The sequence below is a fragment of the Pseudomonas bharatica CSV86 genome, assembly GCF_000319305.2.
In the GTDB taxonomy this organism is placed as follows: domain Bacteria; phylum Pseudomonadota; class Gammaproteobacteria; order Pseudomonadales; family Pseudomonadaceae; genus Aquipseudomonas; species Aquipseudomonas bharatica.
The window spans coordinates 1582448-1603074 of record NZ_AMWJ02000001.1 but is presented as its reverse complement, the minus strand read 5'-3'; the positions used below and the strand labels follow the sequence as shown (position 1 = coordinate 1603074).

Here is a 20627-nt window from a genome sequence, read left to right as displayed (position 1 = left end):
TTTACTCGCCCGCAAGAAAGGAACAACAACAATGAATATCCTTTGCTTTCCACGCCGTCTGCCGGCGGCCTGCGCCTGCCTGCTGTTCGGCGCCGGCACTGCCCAGGCCGCCGGTTTCGTCGAAGACGCCAAGGCAGGCCTGACACTGCGCAACTTCTATATCAATCGCAACTTCGTCGATCCGGCGTACCCGCAAGGCAAGGCCGAGGAATGGACCCAGAGCTTCATCCTCGATGCCCGCTCGGGGTTCACCGAGGGCACGGTGGGCTTCGGCGTGGATGTGCTGGGGCTGTATTCGGTCAAGCTGGACGGTGGTCGCGGCACGGCCAACACGCAACTGCTGCCGGTGCATGACGACGGTCGTCCGGCGGATGATTTCGGGCGTGTCGCGGTTGCCGGGAAAGCACGGATTTCCGCGACCGAACTGAAGGTCGGCGAGTGGTCGCCGATGCTTCCGGTGCTGCGCTCGGACGACGGCCGCTCGCTGCCCCAGACCTTCCAGGGCGCCCAGGTCACCTCCCGGGAAATAACCGACCTGACCCTCTATGGCGCGCGTTTCCGTGGTAACAGCCCACGCAACGACGCGAGCATGGACGATATGTTCATGTCCGGCCGCCCCGGCGCCACCTCGGATCGCCTGGATATCGTCGGTGCCGAATACCTGTTCAACGACAAGGCGACCCTGATCGGTGTTTGGCATTCGGAGCTGCACGACATCTACCAGCAGCAGTACTACAACCTGACCCATCGCCAGACCATGGGCACCTGGACCCTGGGCGCCAATCTGGGCTACTTCACCGGCAAGGACAGCGGCCGCTCGCTGGCCGGCGACATGGACAACCGCACCGCCTCGCTGCTGCTCTCGGCGCGCACGGGCGGGCACACCTTCTACCTGGGCCTGCAAAAGGTCAGTGGCGATACCGGCTGGATGCGGGTCAATGGCACGGCGGGCACCAGCCTGGCCAACGACAGCTACAACTCCAGCTATGACAATGCCCATGAGCGCTCCTGGCAGGTGCGCTATGACCATGATTTCGCGGTTGATGGATTGCCGGGGCTGCAGTTCATGACGCGCTATATCCGTGGGGATCAGGTGCAGGTCGGCAGCGTGAAGGATGGCAAGGAATGGGGGCGCGAGACGGAGCTGGCCTATACCGTCCAGAGCGGTGCGCTGCGCGACCTGACGCTGAAGTGGCGCAGCTCGACCTTGCGGCGGGACTTCAGCAGCAATGAGTTCGATGAGCATCGGGTGATCGTGAGTTATCCGCTTTCGCTGCTCTGACAACCAGCCTGGGTTATTGCTGATGGCCCCATCGCTGGCAAGCCAGCTCCCACAGGGTCCGTGTGGGAGCTGGCTTGCCAGCGATGGGGCCAGGTCAGACAACACCACTCTTCATGAATCAACATGAACAAGCCTTCATGTTCGCCCATGAACACTCCGGTAACGCGTAGCATCGCCGACCCGCTGCCCGAAACACGCCCATGCCACAACCGATCCCCCTCAAGGACCACGAAAAGGAACAGCACCTGGTCAACCGCCGGCTGGTGGCCTGCGCCATCCTGGTCCTGGCCCTGGTCGCTGTACTCGTGGGCCGCCTCTATGTCCTGCAGGTGCTCCAGCACGACCAGCAGACGGCCGTTTCGGAAAACAACCGCGTCCACATCCTGCCCATCCCGCCCGAGCGCGGGCTGATCTATGACCGCAACGGCGTGGTCCTGGCCGACAACAAGCCCAGCTTCGACCTGACCATGACCCGCGAGCGCGCCGGCGATTCAGCGAAAACCCTCGACACCCTGGCGCAAGTCCTGAACCTCGGTGAAGACGACCGCCGCCAGTTCGACAAGGACCTGCGCCGCGGCCGCAAGCCTTTCGAGCCGGTCACCCTGATGGTCGGCCTGACTGAAGAGCAGATCGCCCTGATCGCCGTAAATCAGTTTCGCCTACCGGGGCTTGAGGTGGAGCCGCAGTTCATCCGCGAATATCCCTTGGCCGAGCATTTCGCGCATTCCGTGGGCTATGTCGGACGGATCAACGAGAAGGAAGCCAAGGTCCTCGACAGCACCCAGTACCGCGGTACGCAATCGATCGGCAAGACCGGGATCGAGCGCTTCTACGAGAACGAGCTGCATGGCCAGGTTGGCTATGAAGAGGTCGAGACCAACGCTCAGGGCCGAGTGATGCGGGTACTCAACCATAAGGACCCGGTCCCCGGAAAGAACATCACCCTCAGCCTCGACGCGCATTTGCAGCTGGCCGCCGAGCACGCCCTGGGCGACCGCCGGGGCGCGGTGGTGGTACTCGACCCCGGCAACGGCGACGTGCTGGCGATGGTCAGCAACCCGAGCTTCGACCCCAACCTGTTCGTCAAGGGCATCAGCTTCAAGCAGTACGCTGCCCTGCGCGACTCCATCGACCGGCCACTGTTCAACCGCGTGCTGCGCGGGCTGTATGCACCCGGATCGACGGTCAAGCCGGAGGTCGCCATCGCCGGCCTCGACAGCGGTGTGACCACCGCGGGCAACCGCGTGTTCGACCCGGGCTACTACGAGCTGCCCAACTACGACCACAAGTACCGCAACTGGAACCGCAGCGGTGATGGCTGGGTGGACATGTACACGGCGATCATGCGTTCCAACGACACCTACTTCTACGACCTGGCGCACAAGCTCGGCATCGATCGCCTGCACGACTACATGGCCCGCTTCGGCCTCGGCGAGAAGGTCTCGCTGGACATGTTCGAGGAAGCGCCGGGCCTGATGCCCTCGCAGCAATGGAAACGCGCCACTCGCCGCCAGGCCTGGTTCCCGGGGAAACGTTGATCCTTGGCATCGGCCAGGGCTATATGCAGGTCACGCCGCTACAGCTGGCCCAGGCCACCAGCCTGCTGGCCAGCAAGGGCAAGTGGCATCGGCCGCACCTGGCGCTCGAAGTCGGCGACACGGCGCCGGTCGACCCCAATCCCATGCCGGACATCGTGCTGCACGACAGCCATGCCTGGGACCAGGTCAACCAGGGCATGCAGATGGTCATGCACGACCCCCGCGGCATCGCCCGCGCCGCCGCCGCCGGAGCGCAATACCGCATCGCCGGCAAGAGCGGCACGGCCCAGGTGGTGGCGATCAAGCAGGGCGAACGCTACAACCGCAACAAGACTCTGGAGCGGCACCGCGACAACGCCCTGTTCGTCGGTTTCGCGCCTGCCGATCATCCCAGCGTGGTAGTGGCGGTGATGATCGAGAACGGCGAGGCCGGCGGCCGGGTGGCCGGGCCGGTGGTGCGGGAAATCATGGATGCGTGGCTACTGGACGATCAGGGGCACCTTAAACCCCAATACGCCGGCGGCCAGGGCCTGGCGCTGCATGCATCGGCACACCCCTAGATACCGTCAACCGTGCCAGCAACGGTACCAGCCATCCTGCTCGGTCAGGCGCAGGTCGGTCTGGTACAGGGCAGACAGGCGTTCGCTGGTGAGCACGTCGGCCTTGGGCCCGTCGGCGACGATGCGGCCCTTGTCCAGCAGGACCACCCGCTCGATTTCTGGAATGATCTCGTCGATATGGTGGGTGGTGATGATCATCGCGTGCTCGGCACCGCAGAAGCGCCGCATCAGCTTGAGCATGCCCAGGCTGGCGCCCATGTCCAGGCCGTTGGCCGGCTCGTCGAGGATCAGTGCACTCGGCTGGTGGACCAGGGCACGGGCCAGCAGCAGGCGGCGACGCTGGCCGGTGGACAGGCGCTGGAACATGGTCTGTTCATGGCCGGACATCTCTACCACGGCCAGCAATTGGCGGGCGTTCTCCAGTTGCTCGGCGCTGGGCTGCAGATGGCCATGGGCACCGATGGAACCGAAGAAGCCGGAGACCACCACGTCCAGCGCCTGGGTGTAGGGGGTGTAGTCGTCCTGCAGGTCCTGGGAGACGAAACCGATGCGGCTGCGCAGGGCCCAGAGATTGACGGTGTCGCTGCCGAACAGGCGCAGGTGGCTGCCCTCGCGCTCCACCGGGTACAGCTCGCGGGTGATCAGCTTGAGCAGGGTGCTCTTGCCGGCGCCGTTGGGGCCGAGGATGGCGACCTTCTCGCCTTCGCCGATATGCAGGGAGAAACCTTCCAGGACTCGGGTCTGCTGCTGGAAAGCGGTGACGTTATGGATATCGATCATCAGGGGGCTCTTGGCTGCCTTGTGTAACAGGAGTTTGCCAGAGGCATCGGGGAACCAGCATGGTTTTTTGTTGTTCTTTCGGGCCTCATCGCTGGCAAGCCAGCTCCCACAGGGATCAGCAGCGCCGCGCGATGAGGCCCGAGAGACCACCATCACCCCCGCCAGGCCAACGCCTTGTACAACCCCACCGCATTCAGATAAGACGCCGTTTCCGCCCCCGCAATCGCCTGCCTTGTGCGCAACAGCTCGCGCTGACTCTCCAGCACCGCCTGATAGCTCCCGCCGCCGGCGTCATAACGCCGGCTGGCGATGGCGAACGCCGCCTCGTCATGCACGGCCGACTTCACCAGCCCCTGCAGATGCCGCTGCTGCTCGGTCAGTTCCACCACGGCGCCCTCCACTTCTTCCACCGCCACCAGCAGCACCTGCTCGAAGCGCGCGCCCTCGCCCGCCGAACGTGCCTGCGCCGCCCGCAAGCGGGCCCGCACACTGCCCAGGTCCAGCGCCGGCCAGGTCAGCCCGGGGGCCAGTTCGAAGGCCCGCGAGGCACTGCCGAGATCGCCGTCGCGCAGGGCGAAGAAGCCGATAAAGCCTCCCAGGTTCAAGCGCGGATAAAGATCCGCCGTCGCCGCGCCGACGTCTTCGACCCGGGCCGCCAGCAAGCGCTCGGCGCGCACCACATCCGGGCGCTTGCGGATCAGCCGGTCGACATCGCCCAGCGGCAGTTGCCGGGCCAAAGGCAGCGGTGGCGCCGCACCCAACGCCAGCGCAAGACTGCCGGGACGCTGTCCGCATAACACTTCCAGCCGGTACAGGCTGCGCTGCAAAGCACTGCTCAAGGGTGCGATCGATGCCTCGGCCCGCAGCAGGTTGCTCCGCGCACTTTCCAGGTCTTCGGGCAGACCGCTGCCCGCCGCCAGCTGCGCCTCGACCATGCGCACCGTCTCGCCCCAGCTACGCACCTCGTCATGGGCCAGCGCCAGTTGCCGTCGTTGTCCCTGGGCCTGGAACCAGGCTCGCGCCACCTCGGCGGCGATGCTCAACTGCACCTGCTCGAAGTCTGCCCGGGACGCCTCGACCCGCGCTTGCGCGGCACGACTGAGGTGGTCGAGGCGGCCGAACAGGTCCAGTTCCCATTGCAGGTCCAGCCCTGCCCGCCACGACTCGGCCAGGCTGCGCTGGGGCGCCGCGCCGTCCACCGCGCGCTGTTCAAGACTGCGCTGGTAACCGGCCTCGCTGGTGACCCGCGGATAGCGCTTGAGGTCCTGCTCGTCGAGTCCGGCGCGGGCCAGCAGCAGGTTGGCGTGGGCCTGGCGCACATCGTTGTTCTGTACCAGGGCCCGCTCGATCAGGCGCAACAGTTGCGGGTCGTCGAAAAAACCCCACCAGTTCGCCTGCGACTGCGCCCCGGTCGCAGCGAACTCCCCGGCCTGCGGACTGACCAACGCGATCGGCGCCACATCCGGCTGCCGATACTGCGGCCCGACACTACAAGCCCCCAGAATCAACGCCCCGCTCACCACGCCAAAATACTTCATGAGCATTCCTCAGTTCCCCAGCACGCGTTGGGCATCGGCCAGCTGTTGCTTGCGTGCACCTTCGACCCGGTGATCCCGGGCCAGCCATGAATAAAGGGTCGGCAGCACGAACAGGGTGAACAGCGTGCCCACCAGCATGCCGCAGACGATTACCACCCCCAGGCCGAAACGGCTGTTGGCCCCGGCACCACTGGCGAACAAAAGCGGTACCACGCCGAAGGTCATCGCCGCCGTGGTCATCAGCACCGGGCGCAGGCGGACCTGCGCGGCGCGGATGATCGCCTCGCCACGGCCCAGGTTGTCGCGCACCTGGATCTCGTTGGCGAACGCCACCATCAGGATCCCGTGCTTGCTGATCAGGCCGATCAGGGTCACCAGGCCAATCTGCGTGTAGATGTTCAGGGTCGCCCAGCCCATCGCCAGCGGCAGCAGCGCACCGCAGATCGACAGCGGCACGGTGACCAGGATGATCAGCGGATCCACCAGGCTTTCGTACTGGGCGGCGAGCACCAGGTAGATCACCACCAACGCGGCGAGGAAGGCCCACATCAGCGCCAGTCCTTCCTGCACGTATTGCCGCGACTCCGATTGCCAGTCATGGCTGAAGCCTGGCGGCAGCTCGCTGGCCAGTTGTTCGAGGAAGGCCACCGCCTGGCCTTGGGAAACACCCGGCGCGGGAATCGCCTGCAACGTGCTGGCATTCTGCTGATCGAATTGCAGCAGGCGGTTCGGCGCCACGCCGATGTCCATGTGCACCACGCTGGACAGAGGCAGCAATTGCCCGTCATCCGCCCGCACATACTGGCGGGCCAGGGCCTGCGGGGTCAGGCGTTGGTCGTGGATGCTCTGCGGGATCACGTCGTAGGAGCGGCCATACAGGGCGAAGCGATTGATGTACTGCTCGCCCACCAGCACCGCCAGCGAATCGCCGATGGCCTGCATGCCGATGCCGAGGCTGGCGGCCTTGGCCCGGTCGACACTCAGGCTGACCAGCGGGTTGTTGTAGTCCAGGTCGCTGTCCACCACGACGAACAGGCCGCTTTCCCGCGCGCGCTGCTTGAGCCCTTCCATGGTCTGGTACAGCAGCGGGTAGTCCTGGGCGCTGCGCAGCACCATCTGCACCGGCAGGCCACCACTGGAACCCGGCAGCGAGGCCACCTGGAAGGCGAAGATGCTGCTGCCTTCGACCTCGCCCACGGCCGCTTGCAGTTCGGCCTGGACCTGCGCCGCCGAACGCTGGCGTTCGCCCCAGGCACTCAGGTTGATGCCGCCGAAACTGCTGGCCGGGCCGTCGGTGCCGTTGATGATCCAGGTATCGGTGGTTTCCGGGATGGCCTTCATCACCCGGTCCAGCCTGGCGTTGAAATGCTCGGCGTATTCCAGGCTGGCATATTGCGGTGCCTTGATCGCGGCCAGTACCGCCGCCTGGTCCTCCGGCGGTGCCAGCTCGCGCTGCGCCTGCAGGTACAGCCAGGGCAGGCTCAGGCAGACCAGGATGGCGATGCCGCCGCTGATCCAGCGCCGCGCCAGCGATTGCCCCAGCAACCGGCCATACCCTCCGGCCAGGCCCCCGAAAACCTTCTCCGCCAGCCGGGCCATCGGCCCCTCCTGCTGTCCGGGCTTGAGCAGCAACGAGCTCATCACCGGCGATAAGGTCAGGGCAACGATTCCGGAGATGATCACTGCACCGGCCAACGTCAGGGCAAACTCACGAAACAGCGTGCCGGTGAGCCCGCCCATCAAACCGATGGGCGCGTACACCGCCGCCAGGGTCAGGGTCATGGCCACCACCGGCCCGGCAATCTCCCGGGCGCCCGCCAGCGCCGCAGCCACCGGCGTCTGCCCTTCTTCTATATGGCGATGGACGTTCTCCACCACCACGATGGCATCGTCCACCACCAGGCCGATGGCCAGGACCATCGCCAGCAAAGTGAGCAGGTTGAGGCTGAAGCCGAAAGACAGCATCAATGCGGCGGCGCCGAGCATCGACAGGGGAATCGCCAGCACCGGGATCGCCACGCTGCGTAGCGAACCCAGGCACAGCCAGATTACCGCGACCACGATCAGCATCGCTTCGAGCAAGGTGTGCAGCACTTCCTTGATCGACGCATCGATAAAACGTGCAGTCTCGTAGGCCAACGCCACCTTCACCCCTGGCGGCAGGGTCTGCTGGATCTGTGGCAGGAGCTTGCGAATGCCGTCGACGATCACCAGCGGGTTGCCCGAGGGCGTGGGGAACAGGCCCAGGTGCACCGCGGGCTTGCCGTCCATGGTGGCGCTGGTCTGGGTCATGGCCGCGCTCAGCTCGACGCTGCCGATGTCACGCAGGCGCACGAGGTCGCGGCCGTCGTTGCGCACGATCAGGTCGCGAAAGGCCTCGACGCTGGTCAGGTCGGTGTCGACGCGGATATCCGCCAGCACGTACTGCCCGCGCACCTGGCCCGGGGTGGCCTGGTAGTTGTTGCGCCGCACCGCCTCGGCTACGTCGCCGGCGGTGACCCCGCGCCCGGCCATGCGCTCGCTGTCCAGCCACAGGCGCATGGCCAGGTTCTGGCCGCCGAAGGTCTGCACCTTGACCACGCCGTCGATCCCCGAGAACTGTGGCTCGACCACCCGCGACAGGTAATCGCTCAATTCGGGGATGGACAGGGTCTCGCTGGAGAACCCGACATAGGCCACCGCGGTGGAGTCCCCCGCCGACAGCTCGACCACCGGATCGTAGGCCTTTTCCGGCAGGCGATAGCGCACCTGGTTGACCTTGGCCATGGCCTGGGTCAGGGCCTGGGTTGGATCGCGGTTGAGGATCATGCGCAGGGTGATGGTGCTGCGCCCCTGCATCGACGAGGACGCCAGGTAGTCGATGCCCTCCACCGAGGACACCGCCTGGGTGATCGGCTGGGTGACGAAACCCTGCATCAGTTCGGCAGACGCGCCGGGATACTCGGTGGTGATGGTGATGGTCGAGCTTTCCAGCAGCGGGTACTGGCGGATCGGCAACTTGCCGAGGGCGAACAGGCCCATCAGGGTGATCAGCGCACTGACCACCAGGGCCAGCACCGGACGGCGGACGAACAGGTCGGTGAATCTCACGGCCGGCCTCCTTCATCCAGGCTGTTGCCGGCCAGGGGTTCCACCGCCATGCCATCGCTGAGCTTGAGCTGGCCGGAAACCACCACCTGCTCGCCTTCGGCCAGGCCAGAGGTGATTTCCACCCGGCCCTGCCAGCGCTCGCCGGTGGTCACGCCGACCCGCGCAACCTGCAGGCCGCCCTCGACCTGCCGCGCGACGAACACGGTCTGGCCGTAGGCGGTGTAGGTGACGGCGGTTTCCGGCAGCGACAAGACACTGGCCGGCTGTTGGGCGTCCAGACGCACCCGGGCGTACATGCCGGGTTGCAGTTGGCTGTCCGGGTTGACCAGGGTGGCCTGCACCTGGACCAGGCGCGTAGAACTGATCATTGGGTCGATGGCGCTGATCCGCGCCGGGAAGCTCCGGTCCGCCAGGGCATCGATGCCCAGTTGCACGGTCTGTCCGGTACTCAGTTCGGCGACTACCTGTTCGTTCAGGGAGAAATTCACCCGCAGCCGGTTTGGTTCGACCAGGTTGGCAACCGCGTCGCCCGCATTGAGGTACTGGCCCTGATGCACCCGGCGGATCCCGAGCTTGCCGGCGAATGGTGCGACGATAGCCTTCTGCGCAATCCGCGCTTCAACCTGTTGCAACTCGCCCCTGGCCATGTCGGCGGCGGCGCTGGCGTTATCCAGTTGCTCCTGGGTGGTGACACTGGAGGCACGCAGCTTGCGCGTCCTCTCCAGCAATGATTCGGCATTGCGCAACTGTGCCCGCAGGCGCAGGCGCTCAGCCTGCTCCGGGGCATAGTTGAGCTGGACCAGCAACTGCCCGGCCTTGACCGTCTGGCCCGAGTCGAAGGCAATGCGCGTCACCCGGCCGGCGCTTTCGGCGGCCAGCCGCACCTGATCCACGGCTTCCAGCTCGCCCACCGCGAAACGCTGCCGTGGCGCCGGCATCGACGTAACCCTGGCCAACGCCACCTTGGTTGTCGGCCATGCACTGCTGGCCTGCGCCGGCGGTGTCCGCTGCGTGCCCACTACCAACACCAGCGCACCCAGCGCCAGCGCCCCTCCCCCAACAGCAGCCTTTTGCCCATGCTCCGCCCCGCTGATCGATGATGATTCCTGCACTTGCAGGAACGACGGGGCCGGACTATAAAACCTCAACTTTACTTGAGGTCAACAGGCATGGCGGAGAAAAAAGCGGTGGACGGGATGCGACTGCTCAGCGTCGGCGAAGTGGCGCGGCGCGCCGGGGTGCCGGTGTCGACCTTGCACTTCTACGAGGCCAAGGGGCTGATCGCCAGTACCCGCAATGCCGGCAACCAACGGCGCTTTCCGGCACTGGTACTGCGGACCATCGCGGTGATCAAGGTGGCCCAGCGCACCGGGATTCCGTTGGAGGAGATCAAGAATGCCTTTGGCCGCTATCCGCCGAACAGCAAGCTGACGGCGGCGCAGTGGGGGGAAATGTCCACGGCCTGGCGCGAAGACCTGAATGCGCGGATACGGACGCTGGAAGCATTGCGCGACAGCCTGGATGACTGCATTGGCTGTGGCTGCCTGTCGCTGGAGGATTGTCCGTTGCGCAACCCGGAGGACAGGCTCGGGTTGGAAGGGCCGGGGCCGCGGGTGCTGGAGGCGGCTTGTCGAGGCAGTTGATTGGTGTGGTGTACTTCATGGCCTCATCGCTGGCAAGCCAGCTCCCACAGAACCTGTGGGAGCTGGCTTGCCAGCGATGAGGCCCCGAAGAACACCGAAAAAACCGGACTACCGCAAACCCCAGGCGCCCCGTAGAATGCGCTCCTTTTTTCCGGGGCATCCTTTCCATGAGCTCAATCGAACAAGGCCCGGCACAGGCCAATGAACTGGTCCTCGGCCTGGAAGACCGGCCGCGCCTGGTGATCGGCCTGCTGGCCGCGCTCCAGCATTTGCTGGCGATCATCGTGCCTATCGTGACCCCGGGCCTGCTGATCTGCCAGGCCCTGGGCGTTTCCGCCCGCGATACCAACCTGATCGTGTCGATGTCCCTGGTGATCTCCGGCATCGCGACCTTCGTCCAGTGCCGCCGCTTCGGGCCGTTCGGCGCCGGGCTGCTGATCGTCCAGGGCACCAGCTTCAACTTCGTCGGCCCGCTGATCGCCGGCGGTGCGCTGATGGTCAAGCAGGGTACGCCGGTGGAAGCGGTGATGGCGGCGATCTTCGGCGTGGTCATCGCCGGATCGTTCGTGGAAATGGGCATTTCGCGCATCCTGCCCTTCGTCAAGCGCCTGATTACCCCGCTGGTGACCGGCATCGTCGTACTGATGATCGGCCTGACCCTGATCAAGGTCGGCCTGATCAGCATGGGCGGCGGTTTCGCCGCCATGGGCGACGGCACCTTCGCCAACAGTGAGAACCTGCTGCTGTCCGGCGTGGTGCTGGCGATCATCGTGGTGCTCAACCGCATCCCGCTGGTATGGATGCGCAGTTGCGCCATCGTCATTGCCCTCGCCGTGGGCTACGCCCTGGCCGGGTACCTGGGCCGCCTGGATTTCACCGGCATGCATGAAGCAGCGCTGTTTCAGGTGCCGGTGCCGCTGCATTTCGGGCTGGGCTTCTCCTGGTCGTTGTTCATTCCGATGCTGGTGATCTACCTGGTCACCTCGCTGGAGGCCATCGGCGACGTCACCGCCACCAGCAAGGTGTCGCGCCAGCCGGTGGAAGGCCCGCTGTGGATGCAGCGGATCAAGGGCGGGGTACTGGTCAACGGTGCCAACTCGCTGCTGGCCGGGGTGTTCAACACCTTCCCCAGCTCGATCTTCGCGCAGAACAACGGGGTGATTCAGCTGACCGGCATCGCCAGCCGCCATATTGGCGTATGGATCGCCCTGATGCTGGTCGTGCTGGGCCTGTTCCCGGCGGTGGCCGGGGTGATCCAGGCCGTGCCCGAGCCGGTGCTGGGCGGCGCGGCCATGGTCATGTTCGGCGCCGTCGCCGCTTCCGGGATCAACATCCTCGCCAGCATCAGCCTGGACCGCCGGGCCCTGCTGATCATCGCCGTGTCCCTGGCCCTCGGCCTGGGCGTGGCCCAGGTGCCGGAGTTCCTCGCCCATATGCCTTCGGCCCTGCGCAACGTGCTGGAATCGGGCGTGGCCACCGGTGGCATCTGTGCCCTGGTGCTGAACTGGTTCCTGCCCGAGGCCAGGCGCGAGGCCTGATCCGGGTCGTGCATCGGACAAGCCCGCAGCCTGCTGCGGGCTTTTTGCTTTATCATGCCGGGTGTTTTTCCCACAGGGCCTGCCATGAAGTTCGTCATCGCGGTTTTTTCCCCCGGCCACGCGCCCTCCTCGCGCCGCGCCTTGCTGTTCGCCCAGGCGGCTCTTGCCGGCGGTCATGAGATCGTGCGCCTGTTCTTCTACCAGGACGGTGTGCACAGCGCCTCGGCCAACGTGGTCACGCCCCAGGATGAAAACGACGTGCCGGCGCACTGGCGCGAGTTCGTCACGGCCCACCAGCTCGATGCGGTGGTGTGCATCGCCGCCGCCCTGCGCCGCGGTGTACTGAACGACGAGGAAGCCAATCGCTATCAGCGTCCGGCTGCCAACCTGCCGGTACCGTGGGAACTGTCCGGCCTCGGCCAGTTGCATGAAGCCGCACAAAGCGCGGACCGCCTGGTCTGCTTCGGAGGCGATTGAAATGGCCAAGTCCCTGCTGATCATCAGCCGCCAGGCGCCGTGGAGCGGCCCGTCCGCGCGCGAAGCGCTGGATATCGCGCTGGCCGGCGGCGCCTTCGATCTTCCCCTGGGCATGCTGTTCCTCGATGACGGCGTGTTCCAGCTCGCGCCCAACCAGCAACCGGCGCTGCTGCAGCAGAAGAACCTCGCAGCCAATCTTCAGGCCCTGCCGATGTTCGGCGTCGAAGACCTGTTCGTTGCCGCCAGCAGCCTGGCCGAGCGCGGCCTGGACCCCGACGGCCTGGGCCTGCCGGTGCAGGTGCTGGATGACGCTGGCCTTACGGCCTTGATCGACCGTTTCGACCAGGTGGTAACCCTCTGATGAGCACCCTGCATGTCATTTCCCGCTCGCCGTTCGGCGACAACCGCCTGGCCAGTTGCCTGCGCCTGCTCGGCCCGCACGACGGCCTGCTGCTCTGTGGCGATGCGGTGTACGCGTTGAATCCTGGCAGCGTAACGGTCGCCGGGCTGAACACGCTCGGCCCGCGCCTGTATGCCCTTGCGGAAGACCTCGAGGCCCGCGCCATCAGCGACACCGGCGCTACGGCCGTGGATTATCCGGCATTCGTCGAACTGTCCCTGAACTACGACAAGGTCAACAGCTGGCTATGAGCATCCTGCATGTCAACGGCCGCGATATCGCCCTCGACAAGGACGGTTACCTGGTGGAACTGGGTGACTGGTCCGAGGATGTCGCCCGGGCCCTGGCCGAGCGCGAGTCCATCGAGCTGAGTGCCGATCACTGGGAGGTGCTGGAGCTGCTGCGCCAGTTCTACCAGGAGTTCGAGCTGTCGCCGGCGACCCGGCCGCTGATCAAGTACACCGCGCTCAAGCTGGGCGCGGACAAAGGCAACAGCCTGCACCTTAACCGCCTGTTCAACGGTACTCCCGCCAAACTTGCCGCCAAGCTGGCGGGCCTGCCCAAGCCGACCAATTGCATATGACCGAGCCACGTCCCCTCGTTACCGAAACCCCGGCCGAACACCCTTTCGCCGAATTCGTCCGCATCCTCGGCAAGGGCAAGCGCGGAGCCCGCGGCCTGACCCGCGAGGAAGCCCGCGAGGCGATGGGCATGCTCCTCGACGGCAAGGTCGAAGAAACCCAGCTTGGCGCCTTCCTGATGCTGCTGCGGCACAAGGAAGAAAGCCCCGAGGAACTGGCCGGTTTCACCGAGGCCTTGCGTGCGCGCCTGGATGCCCCGGCGATCGCCGTGGACATCGACTGGCCGAGCTACGCCGGGAAGAAGCGCCACCTGCCCTGGTACCTGCTGGCGACGCGTTGCCTGGCGCGCAATGGTGTGCGCATCCTGATGCACGGCGGTGGCGCGCACACCGCCGGGCGCCTGTATACCGAGCAAGTACTGGGCCTGCTGGACATCCCGCTGTGCCGCACCTGGGGCGAAGTCAGGACAGCGCTGGACCAGCACAACCTGGCCTTCTTCCCGCTGCAGGACTGGGCGCCGCGCCTGCAACGGATGATCGACCTGCGCAACACCCTCGGCCTGCGCTCGCCGATCCACTCCCTGGCCCGGGTGCTCAATCCGCTGGGCGCCCGCTGCGGCCTGCAGAGCATCTTCCACCCCGGCTACCAGGCGGTGCACCGCGAGGCCAGCCGTTTGCTGGGCGATCGCACCATCGTGATCAAGGGCGATGGCGGCGAGATCGAGGTCAACCCGGACGCGACCAGCCATCTCTACGGCACCGCCGAGGGTGCGGACTGGGATGAGGAATGGCCGCAGATGTCGGCGCAACGGCATGTGAAGCCGGCAAGCCTGGAGCCTTCGCACCTGTTGAGCGTCTGGTCCGGCGAGACCGCTGACAGCTATGGCGAGATGGCGGTAGTCGCGACCATGGCCCTGGCGCTGCGAGGTCTCGGACACAGCCAGGCCGACGCCTTCGCCAAGGCCCGTGAATACTGGGCGGCCCGCCTGGCCTGAGACAATCCATCGACTCTTTCGATCAAACAGGCAGGATCTTTGCGCTATTCGTTCGAACTTGAGCCCGTAGAATGGCCTCCAATTTCAAACGAATTGCCAAGGAGCCTTCACCATGGGCCTGTTGATCGACGGACGCTGGCATGACCAGTGGTACCAAAGCAGCAAGGACGGCGCTTTCGAGCGCGAAAACGCGCAGCGCCGCAATGACTTGCCAGCGGCCGAAGCCGGACGCTATCACCTGTATGTGTCGCTGGCCTGCCCCTGGGCCCACCGCACCCTGATCTATCGCAAGCTCAAGGGCCTGGAAAGCCTGATCGACGTGTCCGTGGTCAGTTGGCTGATGGGCGAGCATGGCTGGACCTTCGACAAGGGCCTGGGCTCCACCGGCGACAAGCTCGACGGCTTCGACTACCTGCACCAGCGCTACACCCGCGACGACCCGCACTACACCGGGCGCGTCACCGTACCGGTGCTTTGGGACAGGCAGGAGCAGCGCATCGTCAACAACGAGTCGTCGCAGATCATCCGCATCTTCAACAGCGCCTTCGACGGCTTGACCGGCAATCGCCTGGACCTGTACCCGGAGCCGCTGCGGGCAAAGATCGATGCCTTGAACGAGCGCATCTACCCGGCAGTGAACAACGGTGTCTACCGGGCGGGCTTCGCCACGTCGCAGAAGGCGTATGAGGAGGCGTTCGATGCGCTGTTCGCCGAACTGGATACCTTGGAGCAGCTACTGGATGGGCAGCGTTACCTGGCCGGGGAATACCTGACCGAAGCCGATATCCGCCTGTTCACCACCATCGTGCGTTTCGATGCGGTGTACTACGGGCACTTCAAGTGCAACCTGCGGCGGATTGCCGACTACCCGAACCTGAGCAACTGGCTGCGCGAGCTGTACCAATGGCCGGGAGTGGCGGAGACAGTGGATATGGAGCATATCCAGCACCACTATTACGCCAGTCACAAGACCATCAACCCGAACGGCATCGTGCCCAAGGGGCCGAAGCAGGACTTTGGCCAGGCGCATGATCGGGAACGGTTGGTTGGGCGGGGGATCTGGAAGAAAACCGGGGCCTGAAAGAACATCGCTGGCAAGCCAGCTCCCACACCCTGTGGGAGCTGGCTTGCCAGCGATGAGGCCCTACTGGGCGCCTTCGAACCAGGCCAGCTTGTCGCGCAGTTGCACCACCTCACCCACGATCACCAGGGTCGGCGCATGAACCTCATGCTCCGCCACCAGTTGCGGCAGGTCGGCCAGGGTGCCGGTAAATACCCGCTGGTTCTTGGTAGTGCCTTGCTGGACCAGCGCTGCCGGGGTGTCGGCGGCGCGGCCATGGCGGATCAATTCGGAACAGATGGTCGGCAAGCCCACCAAGCCCATGTAGAACACCAGGGTCTGCGCTGGCGCCACCAGATCGTTCCACGGCAGGTTGCTGGTGCCATCCTTCAGGTGACCGGTGACGAAGCGTACCGACTGCGCGTAGTCACGGTGGGTCAGCGGGATTCCGGCATAGGCCGAGCAACCGCTTGCCGCGGTGATACCGGGCACCACCTGGAACGGTATGCCCTGCTCCGCCAGTTCCTCGATCTCTTCCCCGCCACGCCCGAAGATGAACGGATCTCCACCCTTGAGCCGCAGCACCCGCTTGCCCTGGCGAGCCAGGTCCACCAATAGCTGGTTGATCTGTTCCTGGGGTACTGAATGATCAGCGCGGCGCTTGCCGACATAAATGCGCTCGGCATCACGCCGGCACATTTCGATGATCGCGGGCGCGACAAGACGGTCATACAGCACCACGTCAGCCTGCTGCATCAGGCGCAAGGCGCGGAAGGTCAACAGATCCGGATCACCCGGACCGGCACCGACCAGGTACACCTCGCCCGCCGTCTGCTCCGGCTTGCCCTCGACCTTGGCCTGCAACAGGCGCTCGGCTTCGGCGCCCTGCCCGGCCAGCTGGCGCTCGGCGATCGGGCCCTGGAACACTTCTTCCCAGAAACCCCGACGCTGGTTGACGTCGGGGTACAGCTGCTTGACCCGGTCGCGGAAACGCGCGGCCAGTCCGGCCAGTTCGCCGTAGGCGGCGGGGATCCAGGTTTCCAGGCGGGCACGGATCAAGCGCGCCAGCACCGGGGCATCGCCGCCGCTGGAAACCGCGACCACCAGCGGCGAACGATCGACGATGGCAGGAAAGATCACCGAGCACAGCGCGGGGGCATCCACCACGTTGACCGGCACGCAGCGCTTGCGCGCATCTGCCGAAACCTGGGCATTGAGCGCCTGGTCATCGGTGGCGGCGATGACCAGTTGGCAATCGTCCAGGTCCTGTTCCTGATAGCCACGCTCCAGAAGCTGGCCACCACTGTGCCGGGCCAACTCGGCCAGTTGCCCTTCGATCGCCGGGGCGACCACGCGCAGCCGTGCTCCGGCATCGGCCAGCAGGCGGGATTTGCGCAAGGCAATCTCGCCGCCACCCACCACCAGGACCTGGCTGCCGCGCAAATTGTGGAACAGCGGCAGGAATTCCATTTAGCCGATGACCTCGATGCCGCCCATGTAGGGCTTGAGGACTTCCGGTACACGGATGGTGCCGTCGGCCTGCTGGTAGTTCTCCAGCACCGCGACCAGGGTCCGGCCTACCGCCAGGCCCGAACCGTTGAGGGTGTGGACCAGCTCCGGCTTGCCGGTTTCCGGGTTGCGCCAGCGCGCCTGCATGCGGCGGGCCTGGAAGTCGCCGCAGTTGGAGCACGAGGAGATCTCGCGGTACTTGTCCTGGCTCGGCACCCAGACTTCCAGGTCGTAGGTCTTGGTGGCACTGAAGCCCATGTCGCCGGTGCACAGGGCCAGCACGCGGTACGGCAGCTCCAGCGCCTGCAGGACGCGCTCGGCGTTGGCGGTGAGGCTTTCCAGGGCTTCCATGGATTTCGACGGCTCGACCACCTGGACCATCTCGACCTTGTCGAACTGGTGCTGGCGAATCATGCCGCGGGTATCGCGGCCCGAAGCGCCGGCTTCGCTACGGAAGCACGGGGTGTGGGCGACGAACTTGATCGGCAGGTCCTTGGCGTCGACGATCTCGTTGGCAACGATGTTGGTCAGCGACACCTCGGCGGTCGGGATCAGGTAGAAATCGGCCTCGCCTTCGCGGCTGATCTTGAACAGGTCTTCCTCGAACTTCGGCAACTGGCCGGTGCCTTGCAGCGCCGGGGCCTGGACCAGGTACGGGGTGTAGGCCTCTTCGTAACCGTGCTCGTTGATGTGCAGGTTGATCATGAACTGGGCCAGGGCGCGATGCAGGCGGGCAATCGGGCCGCGCAGCAGGGCGAAGCGCGCGCCGGAGAGCTTGGCGGCGGTTTCGAAGTCCAGCCAGCCGTTACGCTCGCCGAGGGCCACGTGGTCCTGGATCTGGAAGTCGAACTGGCGCGGGGTGCCCCAGCGACGTACTTCGACATTGCCGTCTTCATCCTCGCCGAGCGGAACGCTGGCATCCGGCAGGTTGGGAATGGTCAGCAGGATCTGGTCCAGCTCGGACTGGATCTGGTCCAGCTCGACCTTGCCGGCGGCCAGCTCGCTGGCCATGCGCTCGACGTCGGCCATCAGCGGTGCGATGTCCTCGCCCTTGGCCTTGGCCATGCCGATCGACTTCGAGCGCGCGTTGCGCTCGGCCTGCAACTGTTCGGTACGGGTCTGCACCGTCTTGCGGCGCTCTTCCAGGGATTCGATGCGCGCGACATCCAGGCTGAAGCCACGGGAGGCCAGGCGGTCCGCCACTTCCTGAAGTTGGCCGCGTAACAGTTTGGAATCGAGCATATCGTTCTCTCGTTATGTGTGGTGTTGGTTCAGATTCGGGTCAGAGCCAGGCCGGCCCAGGTTGCGAGCAGGCCGCCCAGCACGCTGGCTGCGGCATAACCGAAAGCCAGCGGCGCCTGCCCGCTTTCGAGCAGGCGCACGGTATCCAGTGAAAAGGATGAAAACGTGGTCAGGCCGCCGAGGAAACCGACGATCAGGCCGCCACGCAGTTCGACCGGCACATACGGCCGATGCAGGAACAGCCCGTAGAGCAGGCCGATCAGCAGGCAGCCGACCAGATTGACGGCCAGCGTACCGAGATAAAAGTGGCGAGGCCAGTGGGCGGCGACCCAATTGCCGGTGGCAAAGCGCAACAGGGTACCGGCGATCCCTCCGGCGCTGACGGCGGCGACAAGGGCGATCACGGTTTTCTCCGTTGCCGGGGGCTGTTGCGGTCGAGCTCGGCCAGTTGCCGGAGCTTTTCACCGATTTTCAGTTCCAGGCCGCGGGGCACCGGCTGGTAGTACTGGCGCGGCTCGAGGTCTTCGGGGAAATAGTCTTCACCGGCGGCGTAGGCGCCCGGCTCGTCGTGGGCGTAGCGATACTCCTCGCCGTAGCCCAGCTGCTTCATCAGTTTGGTCGGCGCGTTGCGCAAGTGCAGCGGGACCTCCAGCGAACCATGTTCCGCAGCTTCGCGCAACGCAGCCTTGAAGCCCATGTACACGGCATTGCTCTTCGGCGCGCAGGCCAGGTAGGTGATGGCCTGGGCCACCGCCAGTTCACCTTCGGGGCTGCCAAGGCGCTCCTGCACGTCCCAGGCCGACAGGCACAGGCTCAGGGCGCGCGGGTCGGCATTGCCGATATCCTCGCTGGCCATGCGCACCACACGGCGAGCCAGGTACAACGGGTCGCAACCACCGTCGAGCATGCGCGCGAACCAGTACAGCGCAGCGTCGGGGTTGGAGCCGCGGATGGATTTGTGCAACGCGGAAATCTGGTCGTAGAAGGCTTCGCCACCCTTGTCGAAACGGCGGCGGGTATCGCCGAGCAGGCTTTGCAGGAGCTCGGCACCGATCTCACCGCCGTCTTCGGCCAGGTCCGAGGCGTTCTCGAGGAAGTTGAGCATGCGCCGGCCATCGCCATCGGCAGCGGCCAGGAGCATGCTGAAAGCCTCGTCGGAAAGGCTGAGGTTACGCTTGCCCAGGCCGCGCTCCTCGGTGAGGGCGCGTTGCACCAGGCGGCGCAGGGCTTCTTCGTCGAGGCTCTTGAGTACGTAGACCCGGGCTCGCGAGAGCAGTGCGTTGTTCAGTTCGAAGGACGGGTTCTCGGTAGTGGCACCGATGAAGATCAGCGTGCCGTCTTCCACATAGGGCAGGAAGGCATCCTGCTGGGATTTGTTGAAGCGGTGCACTTCGTCGACGAAGAGGATGGTCCGCCGTCCGTACTGGGCCGCCTGCTGCTTGGCGACTTCCACCGCCTGGCGGATTTCCTTGACCCCGGCCAGTACCGCCGAAACCGTCTCGAAGTGCGCATCGCAGAATTGCGCCAGCAGCCGCGCCAGGGTGGTCTTGCCGACCCCGGGCGGGCCCCAGAAGATCATCGAATGCAGCGCGCCCTGTTCCAGGGCCTCGCGCAGCGGCTTGCCACGGGCCAGCAGGTGCTGCTGGCCGACGTATTCGTCCAGGCTGGCCGGGCGCATGCGCGCGGCCAGGGGCTGGGCAACCGGTTCACTGCGAAACAGGTCCATGGACGGCTAGGCGACCTCTTACTCTTTGATCACGTCCGCGCCCTTGGGCACGACGAACTCGAACTTGCTCGCCGGGATCGACTCGTTGGCCTTGACCCCGGTGAACATGATGTTGGTGCGCTGGCCAACGCTGTCGATCAACTGCATGTCGTTGATCAGGCCACCCCGGAAGGACAGGCGCAGGGAGTCGAACAGGGTGTCCTTGGTCTTGGGACGCAGAACGAAGTCCATCACCTCGCCCTGCTCTTTCGAAGTGATGTCATAGCTCTGACCGATCTTCGAGATATCGCCGGACAGCAGCAGCGCCGGGGTCTGGGTCAGGCGCTGGTCGAGCTTCTTGATGGTCGCCTGCTCCAGGTCCGGGTCCCACAGGGTGACATTCTTGCCGTCGGACACCACCACCTGCTCCTGTGGTGCGTCGGTGTGCCAGTAGAACAGACCCGGGCGCTTGACCGCCATCTGTCCCTTGGTTTCCTGCAGTTGGGTGCCACTGGAATCCAGTGCCAGTTGAGAGAAGTTGGCGCTGATGGTCGTCGAGCGCTCGAGCAACTGGCTCAGGCGCGCCACGTCGGCGTCGGCGGCGAACACCGAGGCACTGGACAGGCTCAAAGCGGAAACCAACATCATGCGAATCAGGCGCATGGCAATCCTCGTTGCTGAATGAATGAA

Annotated in this window: 18 protein-coding genes and 1 pseudogene; 10 read left to right on the top strand and 9 right to left on the bottom strand. The window is 65.4% G+C overall.

The features are described 5' to 3' along the window. The first annotated feature begins 31 nt into the window (after positions 1-31). Complete coding sequence (locus CSV86_RS07070) at positions 32-1282, top strand: OprD family porin (protein WP_009397578.1); 1251 nt, start codon at positions 32-34, stop codon at positions 1280-1282. Positions 1283-1482: 200 nt separating this feature from the next. Further along, positions 1483-3380 (top strand): annotated as a pseudogene (gene mrdA / locus CSV86_RS07065) (penicillin-binding protein 2). Positions 3381-3386: 6 nt separating this feature from the next. Here the strand turns inward: mrdA and CSV86_RS07060 are convergent. From CSV86_RS07060 to CSV86_RS07045, 4 genes are all read right to left on the bottom strand, one after another. Continuing rightward, positions 3387-4160, bottom strand: a complete 774-nt coding sequence (locus CSV86_RS07060; protein ID WP_009397582.1) for an ABC transporter ATP-binding protein — start codon at positions 4158-4160, stop codon at positions 3387-3389. Positions 4161-4312: 152 nt separating this feature from the next. Further along, positions 4313-5698, bottom strand: a complete 1386-nt coding sequence (locus CSV86_RS07055) for an efflux transporter outer membrane subunit (RefSeq protein WP_009397584.1) — start codon at positions 5696-5698, stop codon at positions 4313-4315. Positions 5699-5707: 9 nt separating this feature from the next. Next, positions 5708-8788, bottom strand: coding sequence for a MexW/MexI family multidrug efflux RND transporter permease subunit (locus CSV86_RS07050; protein WP_009397585.1), 3081 nt, complete (start codon positions 8786-8788; stop codon positions 5708-5710). Continuing rightward, a complete protein-coding gene (locus CSV86_RS07045; protein WP_376699735.1) occupies positions 8785-9726 on the bottom strand; it encodes an efflux RND transporter periplasmic adaptor subunit in 942 nt (313 codons plus the stop codon). Before CSV86_RS07045 ends, CSV86_RS07050 begins: the two co-directional genes overlap by 4 nt. A 231-nt stretch (positions 9727-9957) precedes the next feature. Between CSV86_RS07045 and soxR the strand changes: the two genes are divergently transcribed. The 8 genes from soxR (at position 9958) to CSV86_RS07005 (ending at position 15502) form a co-directional block, all read left to right on the top strand. Then, positions 9958-10431, top strand: coding sequence for a redox-sensitive transcriptional activator SoxR (gene soxR / locus CSV86_RS07040; protein WP_009397589.1), 474 nt, complete (start codon positions 9958-9960; stop codon positions 10429-10431). A 167-nt stretch (positions 10432-10598) separates the two neighbouring features. Further along, entirely contained in the window at positions 10599-11969 is a 1371-nt protein-coding gene (locus tag CSV86_RS07035) for a nucleobase:cation symporter-2 family protein (protein ID WP_009397591.1), read from the top strand. An 84-nt stretch (positions 11970-12053) separates the two neighbouring features. Further along, a complete protein-coding gene (gene tusD, locus CSV86_RS07030) occupies positions 12054-12446 on the top strand; it encodes a sulfurtransferase complex subunit TusD (RefSeq protein WP_009397593.1) in 393 nt (130 codons plus the stop codon). 1 nt (position 12447) lies between these two features. Then, positions 12448-12807 carry a sulfurtransferase complex subunit TusC gene (gene tusC / locus CSV86_RS07025; protein ID WP_009397596.1) on the top strand — a complete coding sequence of 120 codons (360 nt, stop codon included), beginning with the start codon at positions 12448-12450 and terminating at the stop codon, positions 12805-12807. Then, on the top strand, positions 12807-13097 hold the full coding sequence (tusB, locus tag CSV86_RS07020; RefSeq protein WP_009397598.1) for a sulfurtransferase complex subunit TusB: 291 nt from the start codon (positions 12807-12809) through the stop codon (positions 13095-13097). The genes tusC and tusB overlap by 1 nt, the downstream gene beginning before the upstream one ends. Further along, positions 13094-13429 carry a TusE/DsrC/DsvC family sulfur relay protein gene (locus CSV86_RS07015; RefSeq protein WP_009397599.1) on the top strand — a complete coding sequence of 112 codons (336 nt, stop codon included), beginning with the start codon at positions 13094-13096 and terminating at the stop codon, positions 13427-13429. The genes tusB and CSV86_RS07015 overlap by 4 nt, the downstream gene beginning before the upstream one ends. After that, the gene (locus tag CSV86_RS07010; RefSeq protein ID WP_009397600.1) at positions 13426-14421 is read left to right on the top strand and encodes a glycosyl transferase family protein; all 996 of its coding nucleotides are present in this window, start codon (positions 13426-13428) and stop codon (positions 14419-14421) included. Before CSV86_RS07015 ends, CSV86_RS07010 begins: the two co-directional genes overlap by 4 nt. Before the next feature lie 112 nt (positions 14422-14533). Continuing rightward, positions 14534-15502, top strand: a complete 969-nt coding sequence (locus CSV86_RS07005; RefSeq protein ID WP_009397601.1) for a glutathione S-transferase family protein — start codon at positions 14534-14536, stop codon at positions 15500-15502. 63 nt (positions 15503-15565) lie between these two features. Here the strand turns inward: CSV86_RS07005 and cysG are convergent, their stop codons facing one another. From cysG to lolA, 5 genes are read right to left on the bottom strand one after another with little or no spacing between them, the layout of a single operon-like run. Then, the gene (gene cysG, locus CSV86_RS07000) at positions 15566-16951 is read right to left on the bottom strand and encodes a siroheme synthase CysG (RefSeq protein WP_009397602.1); all 1386 of its coding nucleotides are present in this window, start codon (positions 16949-16951) and stop codon (positions 15566-15568) included. Beyond that, positions 16952-18232, bottom strand: coding sequence for a serine--tRNA ligase (serS, locus tag CSV86_RS06995; RefSeq protein ID WP_009397603.1), 1281 nt, complete (start codon positions 18230-18232; stop codon positions 16952-16954). Between the two features lie 29 nt (positions 18233-18261). Then, complete coding sequence (crcB, locus tag CSV86_RS06990; protein ID WP_009397604.1) at positions 18262-18636, bottom strand: fluoride efflux transporter CrcB; 375 nt, start codon at positions 18634-18636, stop codon at positions 18262-18264. After that, positions 18633-19958: a replication-associated recombination protein A gene (locus CSV86_RS06985; protein WP_009397605.1), complete on the bottom strand. Its 1326-nt coding sequence runs from the start codon at positions 19956-19958 to the stop codon at positions 18633-18635. The genes crcB and CSV86_RS06985 overlap by 4 nt, the downstream gene beginning before the upstream one ends. An 18-nt stretch (positions 19959-19976) precedes the next feature. Further along, complete coding sequence (gene lolA / locus CSV86_RS06980) at positions 19977-20600, bottom strand: outer membrane lipoprotein periplasmic chaperone LolA (protein WP_009397606.1); 624 nt, start codon at positions 20598-20600, stop codon at positions 19977-19979. Positions 20601-20627: the final 27 nt, after the last annotated feature.